The sequence below is a fragment of the Rhodopirellula sp. J20-39 genome (genome assembly GCF_057365095.1).
In genome coordinates this window covers 859600-878859 of record NZ_CP195123.1, presented here as the reverse complement: position 1 = coordinate 878859, position 19260 = coordinate 859600, and the positions used below count along the sequence as shown (strand labels likewise).

At 54.3% G+C, this 19260-nt stretch carries 14 protein-coding genes; 9 read left to right on the top strand and 5 right to left on the bottom strand.

Annotated elements, in window-relative coordinates; all coding sequences use genetic code 11:
• Nucleotides 1-675: 675 nt before the first annotated feature.
• Nucleotides 676-1431 carry a tetratricopeptide repeat protein gene (locus ACR3ZL_RS02925; protein WP_473649375.1) on the top strand — a complete coding sequence of 252 codons (756 nt, stop codon included), beginning with the start codon at nt 676-678 and terminating at the stop codon, nt 1429-1431.
• A 101-nt stretch (nt 1432-1532) separates the two neighbouring features.
• On the opposite strand, the gene upp is transcribed toward ACR3ZL_RS02925, so the two are convergent.
• Nucleotides 1533-2168, bottom strand: a complete 636-nt coding sequence (upp, locus tag ACR3ZL_RS02920) for a uracil phosphoribosyltransferase (protein WP_473649376.1) — start codon at nt 2166-2168, stop codon at nt 1533-1535.
• 206 nt (nt 2169-2374) lie between these two features.
• Here upp and ACR3ZL_RS02915 point away from each other — a divergent pair, with 206 nt between their 5' ends.
• The 3 genes from ACR3ZL_RS02915 (at nt 2375) to ACR3ZL_RS02905 (ending at nt 5948) form a co-directional block, all read left to right on the top strand.
• Nucleotides 2375-4507 (top strand): prolyl oligopeptidase family serine peptidase, encoded by a 2133-nt coding sequence (locus tag ACR3ZL_RS02915; RefSeq protein ID WP_473653423.1) that lies wholly within the window; start codon nt 2375-2377, stop codon nt 4505-4507.
• Between the two features lie 43 nt (nt 4508-4550).
• A complete protein-coding gene (locus tag ACR3ZL_RS02910) occupies nt 4551-5354 on the top strand; it encodes a site-2 protease family protein (RefSeq protein ID WP_486173194.1) in 804 nt (267 codons plus the stop codon).
• Nucleotides 5355-5681: 327 nt separating this feature from the next.
• Nucleotides 5682-5948, top strand: a complete 267-nt coding sequence (locus ACR3ZL_RS02905) for a hypothetical protein (RefSeq protein ID WP_473649380.1) — start codon at nt 5682-5684, stop codon at nt 5946-5948.
• 237 nt (nt 5949-6185) lie between these two features.
• Here ACR3ZL_RS02905 and ACR3ZL_RS02900 read toward each other — a convergent pair whose 3' ends face one another.
• Nucleotides 6186-7175: a 3'-5' exonuclease gene (locus ACR3ZL_RS02900; RefSeq protein WP_473649381.1), complete on the bottom strand. Its 990-nt coding sequence runs from the start codon at nt 7173-7175 to the stop codon at nt 6186-6188.
• Between the two features lie 312 nt (nt 7176-7487).
• On the opposite strand from ACR3ZL_RS02900, the gene ACR3ZL_RS02895 reads away from it, so the two are divergent.
• Nucleotides 7488-8093 (top strand): hypothetical protein, encoded by a 606-nt coding sequence (locus tag ACR3ZL_RS02895; protein WP_473649383.1) that lies wholly within the window; start codon nt 7488-7490, stop codon nt 8091-8093.
• Between the two features lie 198 nt (nt 8094-8291).
• Here ACR3ZL_RS02895 and ACR3ZL_RS02890 read toward each other — a convergent pair whose 3' ends face one another.
• The 3 genes from ACR3ZL_RS02890 to ACR3ZL_RS02880 form a co-directional block, all read right to left on the bottom strand.
• Nucleotides 8292-9629, bottom strand: a complete 1338-nt coding sequence (locus ACR3ZL_RS02890) for an ATPase, T2SS/T4P/T4SS family (RefSeq protein WP_473649384.1) — start codon at nt 9627-9629, stop codon at nt 8292-8294.
• A 42-nt stretch (nt 9630-9671) separates the two neighbouring features.
• Nucleotides 9672-10877, bottom strand: a complete 1206-nt coding sequence (locus ACR3ZL_RS02885) for a type IV pilus twitching motility protein PilT (RefSeq protein ID WP_473649385.1) — start codon at nt 10875-10877, stop codon at nt 9672-9674.
• 138 nt (nt 10878-11015) lie between these two features.
• A complete protein-coding gene (locus ACR3ZL_RS02880) occupies nt 11016-11462 on the bottom strand; it encodes an AtpZ/AtpI family protein (RefSeq protein ID WP_473649386.1) in 447 nt (148 codons plus the stop codon).
• 290 nt (nt 11463-11752) lie between these two features.
• Here ACR3ZL_RS02880 and ACR3ZL_RS02875 point away from each other — a divergent pair, with 290 nt between their 5' ends.
• The 4 genes from ACR3ZL_RS02875 (at nt 11753) to ACR3ZL_RS02860 (ending at nt 19190) form a co-directional block, all read left to right on the top strand.
• Nucleotides 11753-13051: a DUF4912 domain-containing protein gene (locus ACR3ZL_RS02875; RefSeq protein WP_473649387.1), complete on the top strand. Its 1299-nt coding sequence runs from the start codon at nt 11753-11755 to the stop codon at nt 13049-13051.
• Nucleotides 13052-13144: 93 nt separating this feature from the next.
• Nucleotides 13145-13912, top strand: coding sequence for a ThuA domain-containing protein (locus tag ACR3ZL_RS02870; protein WP_473649388.1), 768 nt, complete (start codon nt 13145-13147; stop codon nt 13910-13912).
• Nucleotides 13913-13917: 5 nt separating this feature from the next.
• Nucleotides 13918-17670, top strand: a complete 3753-nt coding sequence (locus ACR3ZL_RS02865; protein ID WP_473649389.1) for a DUF1553 domain-containing protein — start codon at nt 13918-13920, stop codon at nt 17668-17670.
• Nucleotides 17667-19190 carry a DUF1501 domain-containing protein gene (locus ACR3ZL_RS02860; RefSeq protein ID WP_473649390.1) on the top strand — a complete coding sequence of 508 codons (1524 nt, stop codon included), beginning with the start codon at nt 17667-17669 and terminating at the stop codon, nt 19188-19190. The genes ACR3ZL_RS02865 and ACR3ZL_RS02860 overlap by 4 nt, the downstream gene beginning before the upstream one ends.
• Nucleotides 19191-19260: the final 70 nt, after the last annotated feature.

The following is a 19260-nucleotide window of genomic DNA, read 5'->3' as shown; positions in this document are numbered from 1 at the left end:
ACAAAGCGGTCAGCACAACCCAAGTTCGGATTTTGGAGCCACGAGCAGCCTTGATCGAGACAGCGACCTGGTCAGGAGAAAATGTATTCTCTGATCGGTCGTTTGTCCGATTCCGTTGCATTTGAATCAAGCTCGCCATCGAGACCCTTTCTCACCAGATTGACGCCGACCCACCAACGGAGTCTAGACAGCACGATCTTAGGCATCGTCCATGTCACCGGGCTACCTTTGAAGTCTCCACGGGACCACTTGCGACTGACAAAACCTGACTAACCGGCCCCCCAACCAAAGTCCGGTTGTGCGGCGATTAACGATCATTTGCGTTGTATCTGGAACCCAAACCCGTTGCGGCCAGAATCGACCTACTTTTCTCTCGTTGATTGATACGGAATCCGCGGAAGGATCGCTTTGCGGCGACTGTGCAGGCCACCGCCAATTCAGCTCGGCGTGCCAATGGTGAAAGCCAAGTTGGCAACCTCAACGTGAAAGATCGAAGTGATCGTTTTGTGACCGACACGTAGTTCCAGTCTCTAGTCGGACGGCATTGAATCCTTCGACCGAAGCCGACCTACAACAGATATTCAGTTCCAAAATTCCGCGATGAGACTTTGGAGTAGAATCGATGTCAGCAAGCGATTCTGATTGCAATTCGCCCCCCTCCGCCCAGGTAAGTTGATGCACCCGCGTTTCCACATTCATTCCATCACCCTGTTTCTAGTTCTGGCGTCTGGCACTGGTGTGTTAAGCAGTTCCACCGCCATGGCACAATCGGCCAGGGCGAAGCTGCAGAAGCAGGCCGAAGAATCCAAGAAACAACAAGCTGAACTGCAAAAGCGATTGCAGCAAATCGCATCTGGCAATGCCGGGATGCCAACCGATCCGCAACTGCAAAGCTTGCATCGCGACTTCATTTCCAAAACTGAAAAATTGGCAATGGAATACGAACGCAAACGCCAGTTCGACAAAGCTCGCGAAGCGTACCAGTCAATCGTACGTTTGATTCCGGACTATCCCGCTGGCAACCAAGGGTTGGCTCGCGTGCTGACCTACCAATCGGCACAAGACAAAAAGGTCTTCAAGGTCCAAGCGGACAAAGGGTGGCAGGATTCTGGCGCCGCCCTGGTTCAAGGAATGCCCGTGAAGATCGACGTCAAAGGTAGTTGGAAGGTGACCGTCTCGTCTGGTCCCGAAGGCATTGAATTGCCTAAAGAAATGCGTCCTCGCGATAGCCGAATCCGCTGGGGAACATTGGTCGCAACGATTGCCGAAAACGCTTCCGAGCTGGACGACGCAAAAATGATTCGGCTGGAATCAGGCAAGGAGTTCGTGGCCGCTTCATCCGGGCGATTGTACCTGCGAATGTTTGACGAAGATCCCGATGACAACCAAGGCGAAATGATGGTGCTAATTCAAAGCACGTTCGCTAACTGAACGCGAATCACAGTGGTGACATGATCGCATCGGTTCTTTCAAGGCGTCCGCATCAACTAGCGTGTTTGAATCAACTCGCACGCTACATTTACACGCCACACTTAGCTGGACTGGGGCGTGTCAAAGATCCGATCCCCCGCATCGCCAAGGCCCGGCACGATGTACGACTGCTCATTGAGCGACGGGTCGATCACGCCGACGTGTACTTTGACATCGGGGAAGTCTCGCGCAACTCGGTCGACACCCACTTGCGATGCGATGATGCTCAAGACGCGAATGTCAGGCACCCCCCACTCCTGTAACCGTCGCACGACCAAGTCGATCGAACCGCCCGTTGCCAACATCGGATCAAGCACCAACGCAACATCCGATGCTCCGCTACAGGGCAGTTTGTCATAGTAGCCCACCGGCTCGGCGGTTTCTTCGTTGCGGTACAAGCCAAGGTGCCAAACGGAGGCGTCCGGCAACAGATCCAGCAGCGGGTCGACCATACCCAAACCCGCTCGCAGAATCGGCACGATGCTGATCGAAGCGTCCAGACACACGCCTTCGGTTTGCGTGATCGGAGTCTGGATGGTGACGCCGCGTGTTTTCAGGTCCGCGGTGGCGTACACGCCAATCAACATTGCCAATCGGCGCACCGCCGCGCGAAACTCACACGGACGCGTTCGCTGATCTCGCAATAGGGTCAGATGATGTGCCACAACGGGATGATCAACTACGGAAACTTGGCTCATCAATCACGCACTCTCGATTCTTCGTTGGTTTGGTAGACTACGGCCATCGTAGCACAGGTGGCGTGCTGATTCCGACCGCTTTTAGGTACTAAACTTCGATGCCTCAACGCATGATTTGCCCTGTTCGGCTTGTTACACCCGGACTGAGGATGTTACCGCTTCTGTTTTTCGCTTCCTGCCAAGTATCCACCGCGTTCGCTCAAACGATGAACTACCCGCAAACGATTCAGCAAGATATCACTGACGACTATCACGGACGAATCGTCGCCGATCCCTATCGCTGGCTAGAAGATGTCGAAAGCGAGCAAACCGAAGCCTGGGTGAAGGCACAAAATGAACTCACCCAAAGCTATTTGAGCACGCTGGCGTCGCGTGAGCCGATGCGAAACAAACTGGAAGAACTGTGGAACTACGAACGCACCGGTTTGCCGGTCCATCGCGGCGATCGATACTTCTTCACGCATAACGACGGCCTACAGAACCAAAGTGTGGTGTACACCGTTGCCGATTCCACCACACCGGACAATTTGGCAGCCGAACGGAAGGTTTTAATTGACCCCAACACGCTGTCGGAAGACGGCACGATGGCCTTGGGATCTTGGATCCCAAGCGATGATGGTCGACTGATAGCTTACAGCATTGCCGATGGCGGCAGCGACTGGCGAACGTGGCGTGTCCGCGACGTGGAATCGGGTCAAGACACCACCGACTTGATTCAGTGGTCCAAGTTTAGCGGTATCGCATGGACGCCTACGGGCGATGGCTTCTATTACGCACGCTATGCCGAACCGCAAGAGGGCGAGGAACTGACGGGAACCAACGACAACCAGATGCTGTATTTGCATCGTCTCGGTACACCGCAATCCGAAGACAAATTGGTCTTCCAACGTCCCGATGAACCGCAATGGGGGTTTTCCCCCACCGTCACCGAAGACGGTCGCTATCTGATCATCCAAAACTGGAAAGGAACGCAACCAAAGAAACAAGCGTTCATCCAAGATCTAACCCAACCGGACAGCGAAATCGTTCCGCTGATTACCGGGTTCGACGCCGACTATGAATTCATCGGTTCGATTGAATCAACGCTGTACTTTTTAACCGATCGCGATGCCCCCAAACGCAAACTGATCGCGGTGCCCTACGCTCCCCAAGCATCCGCCGATCAAAATCTGGCCGATCAAAGCCCAGTGGATCGCTCAACTTGGAAAACAATTATCCCCGAGAGCGCGGACCTGCTGGAAGACATTTCTCTGCTTGGCCAATCGTTTTACGCCAGCTATCTCAGCGACGCACTTAGCAAAGTTCAACGTTGGTCCATCAACGGCGAACTGCTGGGCGACTTTAACCTGCCAGGCAAAGGTAGCGTTAGTGGTTTAGGTGGCCGACAAGACGCCACAGAGACCTTTTTTAGCTTTAGCAACTACGTCACACCGCCCAGTTTGCACCGAGTCGACGTGGCTACCGGCAAAAGTGAACTATGGTTGCGTCCGGAGGTTCCCTTCGACGTCGACGCTTATCAAACCGAACAGATTTTTTGTATCAGCAAAGATGGCACACGGATCCCGGTGCTGGTGACTCGACACCGTGATTCCAAGAACGACGGTTCCAATCGAACACTGCTTTACGCGTATGGCGGCTTCAATATCTCACTGACCCCTTCTTACTCGCCCGCAGTCGCAGCGTGGCTTGATTCGGGAGGCGTTTACGCGGTGGCCAACCTACGTGGCGGTGGAGAATACGGCAGCGAATGGCACGAAGCGGGTACCCGATTGCAGAAACAAAACGTCTTCGATGACTTCATCGCTGCCGCTGAACACCTGATCGATACCGGTGTGACATCTCGATCAAAGCTTGCGATTCGCGGTGGCAGCAATGGTGGATTGCTTGTCGGTGCCGTCATGGCCCAGCGGCCAGACTTGTTTGCCGCTTGCTTGCCCGCCGTCGGTGTCATGGACATGCTTCGCTATCACAAGTTCACAATCGGTTGGGCATGGGCAAACGAGTTCGGCAGCAGTGATGAAGAAGATCAAATCGACAACCTGTTGTCGTACAGCCCACTGCACAATTTGAAACCTGGAACGTGCTATCCCGCGACCTTAATCACGACAGCGGATCGTGATGACCGCGTTGTACCCGGCCATAGCTTCAAGTTTGCCGCCGCATTACAAGCGGCCCAGTCCCAAGCGGTTGATTGCGGTGCGCCCACGCTAATTCGCATCGAAACGCGAGCCGGCCACGGTGCCGGAACCCCAACAAGCAAGAAGATCGACGAGTACGCCGACCTTTGGGCGTTCTTGATCGAAAACCTGGGTGCCGATTCGCCAGTTCCGTCTCGCTAAAACCCACCCGACATCACTTTTTCGTTTACACGAACACACCAACATGCTGCTTCAAGAACCCGACCAATCCCCCTACGATTTACACTTCCAAGTGCTCGGATTCCCCGTTCGCATTGCATGGACGTTTTGGATCGGGGCGGTGGTGTTTGGATACCATCTCGCACTAGGCCTCGACAAAATAACTGGGCCTGCCAGCCCGGGTGTCTTACCGTTGATGATCTTATGGTCGGCGTGCCTGCTTCTGTCGATTTTGATCCACGAACTCGGTCATGCGTTAGCATTTCGCTATTACGGCATCGAAAGTTCGATCGTGCTGTACCACTTTGGTGGACTCGCGAAACCAAATTCACGCGGCGGCAACGTCAGCTTTTCCAACAGCATGACGTCACGCCGGATGGATGAAAAAGGTGAACTGTTGATTGCCCTTGCTGGACCGCTTGCGCAGCTCGCATCGGCATTCGTCTTGGTGGCCGGTGTCGTTGCAGCGGGATACGAAGTGAAGGCGTTTCAATGGATGCCCAATCCGATCAATCAATTGAGCGCATGGACGCAAGGTGAACCCATCGGTAACGCGACTTTGTTAGCGTTGGTTGTATTCTACGTGCTGCCAAGTGTCCTGTGGGCGTTGTTAAACTTGCTACCGGTTTTTCCACTCGACGGTGGGCGCATCATGCGCTCGCTAGTGATGCTTAGTGGTGACCGTAGCGACACATGGATATGGGTCAGCATGGTTTGCGGTGGCGCGGTTGCGTTCCTTGGCTTAACGCGTGGCCAACCCTTCATGGGTTTGATGTTCTTGTCGTTAGCGTTCGGTAACTACCAAATGCTTCAACAACCTTATCGCTAAACGATGTCGAAACCGACCAAATTGCGCTTGCTCGTAGCAACATTTTTCTTTGACGCAACCGCTTTTTTCACAAAAAGATGTTGCGGAATTTGTGGAAGCGCGTACAGTTACGCGCATGTGTTAACGATTGTTTTTGCTTGCATGGTCGATGTGGAACATCGAAGCAAGCGGAATCGATCACGAACGAGTGTTGATGAGCCGTGGCCGGTGGCTTTCAAAACCAATCGAACGAGTGTCGCTTAGCGAACTGTTGAGTGCTCAAACGACGATTGATCTTGCGTAAGTCACAATGACTCATTAACCGTTTTCTTTCTCGCGGAGGAAGTTATGGCCAAGAAAAAAGCAAGTGCTAAGAAGAGCGTTAAAAAACGCGCAGCCAAGAAGTCGGTGAAGAAACGCGCCGTCAAGAAGGCAACCAAGAAGGTTGCAACTCGTAAGGTTGCTAAGAAGAAGGTTGCCAAGAAGAAGGCAACGAAGAAGAAAGCAACCAAGAAGCGTGCAGCTAAGCCAGCTACCAAGCGAACTGCAACCAAAAAGACCGCCGTCAAAAAGAAGGCTGTCAAGAAAAAGGCCGCCAAGAAGAAGCGTCGCTAGGGCCTTTTTTCTTTGGATCGACCCGCTCCGGCGAGTCACAAGCCATTCAATTGCCAAGCCATGTGAGTCATTTTGGACAACCGTGGCTTTTTTTGTGCGCCAATCGCACTAAATGCACCGCAAACGGCTTCAAATCACCTCCAGACGCTCGACACCGCCTCCAACCGCATCAATAGCGTGAATGCACGAACGGGCGCCTAATCGCTGCACGGGGGCGACTGGTCAGGATCCAGCTAGCTACGATGAAGGTGAAGCCGATTCAGGAGGATCCAATTCAGCCGACATCGCTGCTTTTGCACCGGCAACTACATCCTTAGACGCTTCATTGGCAGTTCCATTACCCTCAACGGGGTCCTTCTCAACGGAGTCGCTTGCTCCGTCGCCGCTTTGGGTCGCAGCACACAACGCCGCGTCTTCGTCGGACTGCCAAGGATTGTGCCAGTCATCCCACTTGTCGAGATAGTCAGCACACGCTTGGCAGGTCTCTTGTTGTGATTCAATCCACTGCTTCGCGATCGCAACCAATTCCGTCTCGCGAGCCAGATCGATCTTGCCCGTCATCACCATGCTGCGCAAGAAAACGAAGTACGTATCCAATACATCGCATCGGCAATAGTCGCTGATCGCCATCAGTTCACCGCGATCGTAGTACGACTGCACCTGGTCCCCGCTCAACCCCATCTTTCCGGGCTTGCCGAGCACCTGTGCGGCTAAGTTCAAACCACCGTTGAACCGAGCGGCCGAAAAGTTGGTCAACAACTCCTGCAGGTCCAAGTGCGATGCAGTACTGAACCGATTCCGGCGGGACTTGTATCCGCTGTCATCGAACCATTTGGGAACGGACAACCCAAATCGAAACGCAGCAAGTTCCATCAACGGAATGTCGAACGTCCGCCCATTGAAAGTGACCCACTGTGGCATGTGATAGGCTTCCCAGCCCTGCCAAAAGTGCTTGGTCATCATGTGAGGCCGGAAGGCGGGCTCATCCAACGACTTGATGTCCAGCAATCGAAAATCTTCGCTGACTTTCGCAATCACGACCGCGATCGGAACCATGAACGTGTGCGGGATGAATGTGGATCCTGTCTGTTCCAGTCGTTCGTCCTGGTACTTTTTAACGGCCTCTTCCGGAGTCAGGTTTTCTTCGCCGTAGCGTACCCGAGCAATCAACTCACCATCGGCGATGCTCTCAACATCGAAAATGAGGTGGGCGACGGCGTCACTCATGGACGTGCTCCTGATAGAAACCACTGGACATGCTGCTGGGAAGAACCGGTAGCCACCAACATACCACATCGTTCTCAACCCGGCCCCTGCGCTAACGCAGACGACGAGCGGAACCGGCACGGCTTCCGAAGGACGGAATCGAACCGCTGCCGCCGCACTCAATCGTTGAATCGGCTACCCGTTCGGCTCGCTCGCAGACAAGCGATTGCTTGCTTTGGGGCCAACCACCGCCCACAATAAGTCGTCCCACCGACGAGGTTGCGAGCGAACCGGGATGCAATCAACTTCTCTCGCGTCCCCATGTGAAATTTAATGAACGATCCGACAAGCGTTCCGCAGCTTGAGGCAACCGACGAACTGGGCAATGCTTCCCATGCTGCTCCAGTCGACGCGACGACAGGTAACCGTCCGTTGACCTGCCGCGATGTAGCGGTGGTGTGTCTCGCGATGCTCGGCACCTGGATTGTGCTCATGGGCATCGCGATAGGATTCACAACCGGCCCATGGATTGCGACGACCGCGACTGTCGATTCGACCAATATTGAATCCAGTCGTCCGGGGACACCAGCTTGGTCTCTGTTGGTCGACTTCCATTACACCGTTGACGGGCAACGCTTCGTGCAACAAAACGTCTCGGTCAAACACAATCGCGAACGACCGGACACCGTGCAGAATCAAAAAGGCTGGCCGCCGGGGCGGACATTCACGATCTACCACTTGGCGGGCCAGCCACAAACGTTCGCATTGCAGGCGGATGGCAATCGGGAAGTTTCGATCGTCGTCGCAACAATCATGACACCACTGGTCACGCTATGTTGGTTGCTACCCTGTGTGCTGATCCGGCGCATTTTCCGTTCCGCCAAGCAGCGCGAAGCTCACTCCCGACAAACTGCCGCTGCGACCGCATCACGCAGCTAACTTGGCAGCCCGCTGAAACGCGAATTTCTTCGACGACAGTGAACCTGATCCGGTAGGGTGGATCCGAGGCATCGGGGAACGCCCAATCACTTCGGCAACACCCCCCCATACCTGTCATAGGAATCCAAAACATCGCTGCGTTCATCCGAGAATCACCCATCGCTGGGCGACGGTGGTTACTGCCAAAGCGGATGCGTTTTAGCCTTTCGCGAAAGCTCGCTTCAGTTCATCTAGGCTGGTCAGCCCCCGCGCGACACACAACACCGCTTCCGCTTGGATACCTCGGTGACCTTCCGCCTTGGCGATCGAAAACAATTGGCTGGCGTCATTTGTCTTTGCCAACGCGGCTCGGAATTGTGGTCCAGGACGCAACAATTCAAAGACGCCGATGCGACCAAAGTAGCCACGCCCGCCACACACATGGCAAGGTGTGATCGGTGCAGGTTGCCCGTTCTCGTCAACTTGTTGTTCGATCGGCGGTGGAATGAACGGCGCAAACATGACCGGCACTCGACCAGCCGGAATGCCAAGCTGGGCAAGCAATTGTGGCGGTGGCTCGAATCCCACTTTGCAATTGTCACAAAGTCGGCGAATCAATCGCTGATGAATGACCGCACCGATCTTCTCAATCATTAGCTTGCGGCTGTTAGGATACCGCTGAAGGAACGACAACAACGCTCCAATTGGGCTGTCGGCGGCCATCCGGTGGATCACTTGGCGATCTTCTTCGACGACCTTTTCTAAACAAACCTGTAGCGCCTCGGGATCTGGAGGGTTGGGGAACATCAACACGTCTGGTTCCCGCAGCACCATCCGGTTGACCACCTCGAGTTCTGTCTTGCCAGTGTCGCCGCCATAAAGATTGGGCGAGATATTGATGATCTCGGGCTCAGGCGCCTCCGCTGGCTCGAAAGATTGAAAGTCACGCACCAAGCGGTCGGCGGAGTTGATCGCGATGTTCCATAACGTCGTAACGCCTTCCCCTTTCTTGGCAGTGATCATGATCACGTTGCCTTCGCTGTTGAGCTGTTCTTTGAACTGCTCAATCATCTTGTCTCGCATGCCTAAGTCTGCGAGTCCGCCGAAAGGTAGCTTTTCAGCTTCGATGCGACAGATAACACGTTCACCGGTTGGCACGCCTTGTGACTGAATCGACAGGTCGTACTTTTCCTTGGCGATTTTCAGCCCCAGCGATCCTTTTTGTGAGCCGCGACGATCGGCCGGATTCATCAACGCGAGCTGCTTCATCGCGTAGAGCATCGCGTCACCGGTCTCGCGATCCAGCGGCGGCAGTTGTTCCCAGTTACCGTCAATTTGGTAACGAATCGAACACGCGTTTTGGGAAAAGTCCAATAGGATATGCGTCGCACGCGACTGAATCGCATGCGCAAGCTGTCCGCCAGCAATCAAGTAGCCGGGCCCTTGTCGCGTACTGATCAACAACGATTGTGCTTCGTTGCGATTCTCGACCTTCGGGACGTACTCAACGGGGGCGACCGTTTGCCAGAGTTGAACTTCGGTGATTTCCTGAGCCATGTTGTTATTCCTTTGGATGATCCCAGCCTAGACAAATCCAGCCTAAATAATTCCGGGAGCTTTCACATCGATGCCCTTCAGGGCCATCTTGAGGGCGTCTTTGTTAGGTGCGACAGCGAATGCCGTCGGGCGATCGATCAGGTCATCATCAATTAGATTTTGCAGACTCATCGTGAAGTCTTGCATGCCGTCTTCGGCACCGATTCGAATCGCGTCGGGAAGCTTGTTGTCTTGCCCTTCAAGAACCAATTTTCGGATCATAGGACTGAAGGTCATCACTTCACAAGTTGGCACACGCGGTACGCCTGGGCGAATGCTCTTAAGCAGTTTCTGGGCGACGATGCCTTTCATATTGAACGCAATCGCGCTGCGGATAGCTCGGTGCATCTCTTCGGGGAACAAGTCCAAGATCCGTCCGATGCAAGTCGATGCACTCGCAGCGTGAATCGTCCCAAACACCAAGTGCCCGGTTTCAGCGGCGTGAATGGCCGTCATAAATGTCTCTTCGTCGCGAAGCTCACCCACCAGGATAATATCGGGGTCTTCCCGCACGGCGTGCTTCATTCCGATCGAGAAGTCCACCACGTCTTGACCGATTTCGCGTTGGTTAATCAACGCCTTGTCTTCGGTGAAGATAAACTCGATTGGATCTTCAAGCGTCAAAATGTGCTTGCGGTAGATACTGTTGATGTAATTCAACATCGAACCGATCGTGGTACTCTTGCCCGACCCGGTCACACCCGCGAGCAATACCATGCCCTGTTCGTAGTGGCACAACTGTTCGATCGAATCCGGCAAAAACAAGCCGCGGAAATCGGGAATGAAATTACTGATTCGACGTGCGACCAACCCGATGTTGCCTAATGATTTCAGCATGTTGACCCGAAATCGCCAACGCACTCCATCGACTTCACAACCATACGAAAAGTCAGCCCCACCTTCCTCTTCAAAGATGATCAAGTTCCGCTCATCCATCATCGGCAGCAGCAACCGGACCATCTCCTCGCTTTCGATCGGTGGACGGTTTAGCGGCTTCAGTTCACCGCGGACTCGCACCATTGGTGGTTGCCCCACTTTCAGGTGAAGGTCGGAGCCCTCCAGTTTGACGAGAGCCCGAAAGATCTTATCGACTTCCAACTCGCCTCGAGTTTGAAGCAGTGAGCTTTTCAGCCGCGCTGCCACCGCATCGGCGGACATATCGCGAGCGGGACCGGAAGGAGCCGACTTGGCAGGTTTACCGTGGGACATTAACGAAGACTTCCGAGGGAAATTGGGCCGCGAACGAAGCCCCTGGGCACGAGACTGACTCGAGCGTGAATAGAAGAGGTGATTAGCTTACTCAATCGGCGAACGTTGTCGAATGTCTTCGGCCCAGACGACCGGTGATCAAGAAAGCTGACTGGCTAGCACGATCAACCGGTAGAATCCGAGCGAAAACCCCACCAACAACCCCACAATGGCTAGGTACGGCGTCTCGAAGCCAAGCCACTGATCGACCAAATAGCCGCCGCCACCCAACAACAACGAAAAGCTGGCCAACTCGAAGCCAGCCGATGCCAATCGCAGCAGAATCTGCCGCTCCTGTTTGGTCTGAACCGGTTGGCCAGAATCCTCACCGGAGCGATTCTTATCCTGCACGCGATAACGCCGCCGTAAATCATCCAGCCGAGGATCGCGTTCGGCAGGCGAGTCCGCCGCTAACTGCGAATTTGGCACGGCCCCCGCCGATTGGCCGGAATCAGGCGATCGGTCAGCCTCCTGTGATGGATCGGAATCAGGCGATCCTTCGGGTTCGGTTCCCGAACCTGGGCCGGATGTGGGTGATGGGGACATTTGGCGATCCGAGCCTGAAAAGACAGGGGTTAGGCAAGAAAGAACAGATGCACCGAACAGGTGCCGTCAAAATGATACGCTTTTTGGTCGAAGTTGGTCTATTTTGGAAGCCAGCCCTAGAACCATCGTTGGTCCCTTGCAATAATACTTCGGCAGCGAATTCCCCCATTAACTGGCGATTTCGGGACAATCCTCGATTTAGCAATCGGTTTTTGATGCGAGCTCGACTGAACCTGAACAAATACTCACGACCCGAACGCCGTTTTCGGTCGTTTTAACGAGGAACCACCATGATTTCCAACGCCGATCTAAGTTTACAGACTCGTAAAGAACTTGCTGAACTGGCGAAAAATTATGGGGTGGCAGGTTGGCATTCCATGCGAAAAGACGATCTCGTAACAGAGATCAAAAAGGTACAGCGTCGTTTGCGACGCAAAGCCGCTGCCACTACGAAAGAAAAGGTCACAGCCAAGAAGCCTGCCTCCAGCACCGCCAAACGGGCGACACGAAAGTCAGCAGCTCCCACGTTGAACAGCGATTCAACGGTTTCCGCCTCCCGAGGCACCTCCTCAACGCGTGCTGCCTCGACCACTCGTTCGAAAGCACGCAAAACCCCGTCTCGCAACGACATTCCGCTGCCTGAATTGTCCGAACCTAAGGTTTCGGCCAAAACGCTTCGTATTCGCGCTGAAATGCGTCGTCGTCGCGAATTGATGCAAAAGCACAAAGACCTGTCGACCAGCACGCTTGTCGGCGGAACGGCAATGTCCGGCGGAACCAGCACGCATCGCAGCAGTTCACCCCATAGTGATCGCATCGTTTTGCTTGTTCGTGACTCGTATTGGTTACAAACGAGCTGGGAAATCACCCGAAACAGCGTCCAGCGTGCCCAATCAGCTATGGCTGAGCAGTGGCACACCGCAGTCCCCACACTGCGGTTGCTGGCGATTGGCGACGTTGCCTGCAATCGTGCGGAAACGGTTTCGCGTGATATTCCAATCCACGGCGGGGTCAGCAACTGGTATATCGACGTCCAAGATCCACCATCTCGCTACCGCGTGGCAATCGGCTACCTCGCCGCCGACGGTGATTTTCACTGCCTATGCCGCAGTAATGTGGTCGAAACCCCAGTCCCCGGCGATTGCGAACGACTCGACGAGCATTGGGAAGACATCGCCGAAGATTACGAACGTATCTACGCTCTCAGCGGCGGACTAGAATCCGGCAGTGCCGATTTGCAGGCAGCCTTCGAGGAACGTTTACAACGACGAATGCCGCACGTGAACGAATCGGGCAGTACCACGGGCGATCCATCCTTGTTGCGGCAATCCAAGCTTCGACTCGATGTGGACGCAGAATTGATCGTTTTCGGCAAAACCGACCCCACCGCGTCAGTCATGGTCTCAGGGCATCCTGTTAAGCTGCAAGAAGACGGTGCGTTCACGGTCCGCATGGAGTTGCCGGACAAGCGTCAAGTGTTGCCCGTCACAGCCGAAACTCGCGACGGGTTGCGACAACGCACGACGGTGATCGCGGTGGAGCGAAACACGAAAGCGATGGACACCGTCGAACTGCACGAAAACAACTGATCGTTGATTTCGTCTTCCAATCACCCGCAAAGCCGATCACAATCGTGATCGGCTTTTTTGCGTCTACGAGTCCCACTTCAGAGAACCCAATTGATGATCAACTTGCTTACTCGCTTCTTCGCATTCACTGCCATTGCGGTGTGTACCACCGCTTTCACCGTTAACGGACACGCCGAAGAAGCAAAGCCTCTAAATATCTTGTTGATCACGAGCGGCTGTTGCCACGACTATGACTTCCAAGCCAAGGCGATCCAATTGGCAACTGAAAAGGCGGGGATCAAAGCCGCTTGGACAGTTGTTAACGATGGCGGGAAGGGCACCGACGCGGAAATCGATTTCTACAGTTCGAAAGATTGGGCAAAGGGCTTTGACGTCGTTGTCCACAACGAGTGCTTTGCCAAGACTGCCAACCCGGAATACATCCGCAGTATCACCAGTGCACATAAAGCTGGCGTCCCGGCCGTTGTGATTCACTGTGCTATGCATACCTACCGCAACGCGGAAATTGACGACTGGCGAGAATTCCTTGGCGTGACCAGTCGTCGCCATGAACATCAAGCTCACTACGGTGTCACGATCGCCAAAGCGGAACACCCCATCATGCGAGATTTTCCCGAAGCCTACAAAACGCCGATGGATGAGCTCTACGTGATCGAAAAGGTGTGGCCCAATACCACCGTATTGGCAACATCGAAGAGCGAAAAAACCGGTGATACCCATCCTGTCTTTTGGACCAATCAGTACGGTGATGCTCGCGTCTTCGGAACCACCTACGGACATTCACGCGATACCTTTGGCGATGACATTTATCTTGAAACGCTGACCCGAGGAATGCTTTGGGCCGCTGGGCGTCTGGAGTAATCCCCATGCAATTGGCCGACCACAAACTGAAGATGGCGAGATTTCTCGTTTACGTGTTTTCGTTGGTCGGCGCTACCGCCATTGCAGAGGAGAAAGCCACCGTTGAGGTCAACTCGACCCGAGTGGCTATTGCGGCCGTAAAGTCAACGTCATCGACGGAACTCGCCACGGCTCCATCGACCGATCTCAGTATTGATTTCCGGCGAGATATCCGCCCGTTGCTGTCGGACCACTGCTTTGCCTGCCACGGTCCTGATGCACAAGAGCGACAAGCGGATGTTCGCCTCGATACCGCCGAAGGCATTGATGCAGTTGTCGATCGCGGTGACTGGACGGACAGTTCAATTCTGGAGCGAATCCGCTCTACCGACCCTGACACGGTCATGCCACCGCCGGACTATCACAAACCGCTCAAGCCTCAAGCAATCCGCTTGATCGAAACGTGGGTCAAAGCGGGTGCGGGCTTCGAAGATCACTGGGCGTTCGTTCCTCCAATACGAAGCAACCTCGGACCCGAATCCAAAACTCCGAGCGGTGTGTCTTCTGGATCACCGACAACTGAAACGTCGGACCGAATTGACAGGTGGATCAACCAAGCGGTCACCCAGCAAGGACTACAACTCAATGGTCCCGCGGACCGCTACACGTTAGCGCGCCGCGTTACCTTGGATCTGACTGGATTGCCACCAACATGGGCCGACGTTCAGTCGTTCGTCAACGACAACTCCCCCGGTGCCTACGAAGCCTTGGTGGACCGCCTATTGCGTTCACCTGCATACGGCGAGCACATGGGGCGGTATTGGCTTGATCTTGTTCGCTATGCCGACACTCACGGTATGCATTTTGATAACTATCGCGAAATGTGGCTCTACCGTGACTGGGTCATCAAAGCGTTCAATGACAACAAGCCGTTTGATGAATTCATCACCGAACAAGTCGCCGGTGATCTGCTACCCAACGCCACTCTCGAACAAAAAATTGCCAGCGGTTTCAATCGGCTGAACGTCACCACTAACGAAGGCGGTTCTATCTACGCCGAGGTGTTTGCACGTAACGTGATTGATCGAACCGATGCGTTTGGCACCGTGTTCTTAGCACTGACCACGGGATGTGCAGTTTGCCACGATCACAAGTTCGATCCAATTACCCAGAAAGATTACTTTGCTCTTTCTGCGTTCTTCAATTCACTCGATGCCCGTGCGTTGGATGGGAACAAGAAGGATCACGCGCCGATCGTTTCCGTCCCTTCAGCGCAACAACTTGATGAACTGAACGAAGTTCGATCAGAGATCAAGCGACTTGGCGAAGAAGCACAGGGGCCAATTAAAGAAGTCGACACCGCCCAGCGACAATGGCAACGATCACTAGGACCTTTACCGAAGCGATTGACGGTGAACCTCCATCCTATCGAAGCCAAGAGCCAAGGGGATTCGATGGTGGCGATCGTGGGTGACGATGTCATTGTCAGCGAGCCTGCAGCAAAGGACGTCATCGAGATCTTGCTTCCGGTACCCCCAGGAAACTGGCATGCACTGGAATTGCAAGCAACCACCGACAAAGAACACCCCCGGGTCGGCGCTGCGGATAACGGGAACGCCGTACTTAGCGAAATCACTATCCAGCACACCACTCTCGACTCAGATGCTTGGACGGACATTCCGATCCAATCGGGATCGGCTAGCGTCCAGCAAAACGAAGCCGGTTTCGCGATCGAGAAAGCTTTCGACGGTATCGTTAATGAAACCGAAGGGTGGGCCGTTGGCGGACACCAATCACCTGGCCGGCGATTCGCTGAGTTCCGATTTGCCGAACCACTGATCATCACCGAAAAGTCAGACGTCACCGATCAACTAGAAACATCCACCGGCGTTGAGTCTTCTGAATCGACGGAGCGGTTGCGGATTCGATTGAGTTACCAAACGATGCACGTTCATCATCTATTGCGGAGCGTTCGCTTTCGTTTACTCGACGCATCCGACCAGGACATTGCTTGGCAACGAATCGAATTGAGCGACGTCCACACGGCGGGACCATTTCCCATTGATGATGTTGATGCTGCCTATGGCAAAAAGCTCGGCGGCGAGCACAAACCAAAATTTGACCCGCAGTCGCTGATACGACACCGAGACCAAGACTATCCATGGCGACTACGAGACGATGTGGCACCGATCTTAGTCGGTCGTCTAGGCCATAATAGCAACCAGCCGTCCGTAACGATCATGCATCAAACGGTGCATAGTCAGGTTGCCCAGCAGGTGGATCTGTTGGTCGGCAGCGATGAAGGTCACGTTGTGTATTTCAACGGCAAAAAGGTCGGCTCCAAGAAAGGACCAAGGGACCTTGGCAGCTTGCCGCAGTCCTATTCGTTGAATCTTGTCGAAGGCGACAACCATCTGTTCATCCAAACGATTCATCATCTCGATGAGCAGTCCGTCCCAAACAAACGTACCGGGCAAAGCAACACGAACGGTGGACGATTGGCTTATGCCTTCCAGTCGAAACACGTCGAATTGCCTAACCGCGTTTTGGCTGAATTGCGCATCCTTGCCGACATCCCGGTTGATCAACAAAACGCGGATCAAGCGAAAATCGTTCAAACATTCTATCGGGCCGCCATTTGTGACACCCCCGCTTGGCTTGCGTTGCAGGACATGCGAAATGGAATGCTGAAGTTCGAAAAAGAGTTGCTTAAAGAAGTCCCCACGACTTTGGTTTGGAAGGAAACCGATCAACCGCGTGACGCCTTTATTTTGCAAAGAGGCCAGTACGACGCCCCTGGCGAAAAGGTCGAACGACAAACTCCTAGTTTCCTCCCACCGCTGGCTTCCTCCGCACCTCGAGATCGACTTGGTCTGGCGCAGTGGTTAACCGATGCAGAAAACCCACTAACAGCTCGGGTCGCTGTCAATCGCTTTTGGCAACAACTCTTCGGCACTGGCTTGGTCAAAACAAGCGAGGATTTCGGTAGCCAAGGTTCGCCGCCGTCGCACCCGGAATTACTTGACGAATTAGCCATTGATTTTCGCGAGAGCGGATGGGACGTGAAAGCGTTAATGAAGCGGTTGGTGATGACCGATGCCTATCGCCGCGACAACCAAGCCACGGCTCACATGCTGGAAGTCGATCCCAATAACCGCCTACTTGCTCGCGGCCCACGTTTTCGTCTAGACGCCGAAGTGTTGAGAGACCAGATGCTAGCGGTTTCGGGTTTGATGGTCGATCAACGAGGTGGGCCCAGCGTGAAGCCGCCTCAACCGGCTGGACTATGGGCCGCGGTGGGTTACACCAGCAGCAACACGGCGACTTTCGTCCCTGACGAAGGAGATAAGGTTCACCGCCGAAGTGTCTATACGTTTTGGAAACGGACCAGTGCGCCGGCAGTCATGTCAACCTTTGATGCACCCAGCCGCGAGTCTTGCACGGCGCGGCGAGAAAGAACCAACACGCCGCTTCAAGCACTGCTATTACTAAACGAGCCTCAAACGCTGGAAGCTTCCAAGCAACTGGCAACCAACACGCTGGCGGCTGAGAATGACACTCACCTACGACTTCAGCATTTGTTTAAAACTGTGACACTGCGAAAGGTTACGCCCAGCGAACTGACAACGTTGACAGATTTGGTCGCTGATTTAACCAGCTACTACTCGAACAACCTTGATCAATCCGCTGCCTTGTGTGGCAACAGCGATGCCGACTTGGCCGCGTGGACCATTGTCGCTAATACGCTACTGAACCTGGACGAGGTGGTCTGCAAATGAACCGTTCATCATTCTTGAATGCGGCGGAGGTCCAAACTCGTCTTTCCGAACTTTCCCGGCGATCTCTGTTTTCCAAAGCAAGTGCCGGGTTGGGTGCAGCCGCTCTTGCTTCCCTCGAAAGCAAAACGCGATTGCTTGGGCAAGATGATATCACCGCGACATCGGCTGCAACGTCATCGACGACCGAATCTCACGTTACTGGGCAACCTGGTTTACCCCACCACGAACCGGCGGCAAAGCGAGCGATCTATTTGTTCATGGCGGGTGCCCCTAGCCAGATGGATATGTGGGATCACAAACCAGCGATGGGGGAATGGTTTGACAAAGACCTTCCCGAAACCATTCGTCAGGGGCAACGCTTAACGACAATGACCAGCGGTCAAGCTCGTTTCCCGATTGCACCAAGCATCTACTCGTTTTCGCCCCATGGGCAAAACGGAACGATGGCAAGCGAGCTAATCCCGCACATGGCGGGCAAAGTCGACGAGATCGCGTTGGTGAAATCCATGTGGACCGAAGCGATCAACCATGACCCCGCGATCACCTACATCTGCACCGGTAATCAACTACCCGGCAAAGCATCCTTGGGATCATGGCTGAGCTATGGTCTGGGCACCGAAAACGAAGACCTCCCCGCCTTTGTCGTGATGACGGCTTCTTGGAGCGGACGCAAGGAAGCCCAAGCTCTTTACAATCGTTTGTGGGGAAGCGGATTTTTACCCAGTAAGTATCAAGGCGTTGCACTGCGAAGCTCCGGTGATCCGGTACTATATTTATCCAACCCCAAGGGAATTGATGCGACGGTTCGTCGACGAATGCTTGATTCCTTGGCCGCACTGAACCAGGAAACGTTCAAACGGATTCGGGATCCGGAAACGGATGCACGCATCGCCCAGTACGAGATGGCATTCCGGATGCAAACGAGCGTTCCGGAACTGACCGATCTTAGCGGCGAGCCACAACACGTACTCGACCTGTATGGTCCCGACGTGCTGAAACCGGGAACCTACGCCAATTGCTGTTTAATGGCACGACGAATGGCGGAACGCGGTGTCCGCTTCACCCAAATTTTCCACCGCGGCTGGGACCAACACACGGTCCTTCCCAAAGATCTTCCAAATCAGTGCCGCGACGTCGATCAACCCTCAGCCGGCCTGCTGACGGACCTGAAACAACGCGGCCTTCTCGATGACACGCTCGTTGTTTGGGGTGGCGAATTCGGACGCACGATCTACTGCCAGGGAAAGCTATCCAAGTCAAACTACGGCCGGGACCACCACCCAAAATGCTTTTCCATTTGGATGGCGGGTGCGGGAATTAAGCGTGGCGTCGTCCACGGCGAGACGGACGAGTTCAGCTACAACGTTGTTGAAAACCCAGTTCACATCCGTGATCTCAACGCGACCATTCTCGATCAACTTGGGATCGATCACGAGCGATTCTCTTATCCCTTCCAAGGCCTCGACCAGAAAATCACTGGCGTCGAGGAGAGCCGCGTCGTTCGCGAAATCCTGGCCTAAGCCAGGCGCTGCAATGCTGCACACGGCCGCATCAACCGGCGAATTAACTGGCGAGTCAACTGACAAACCA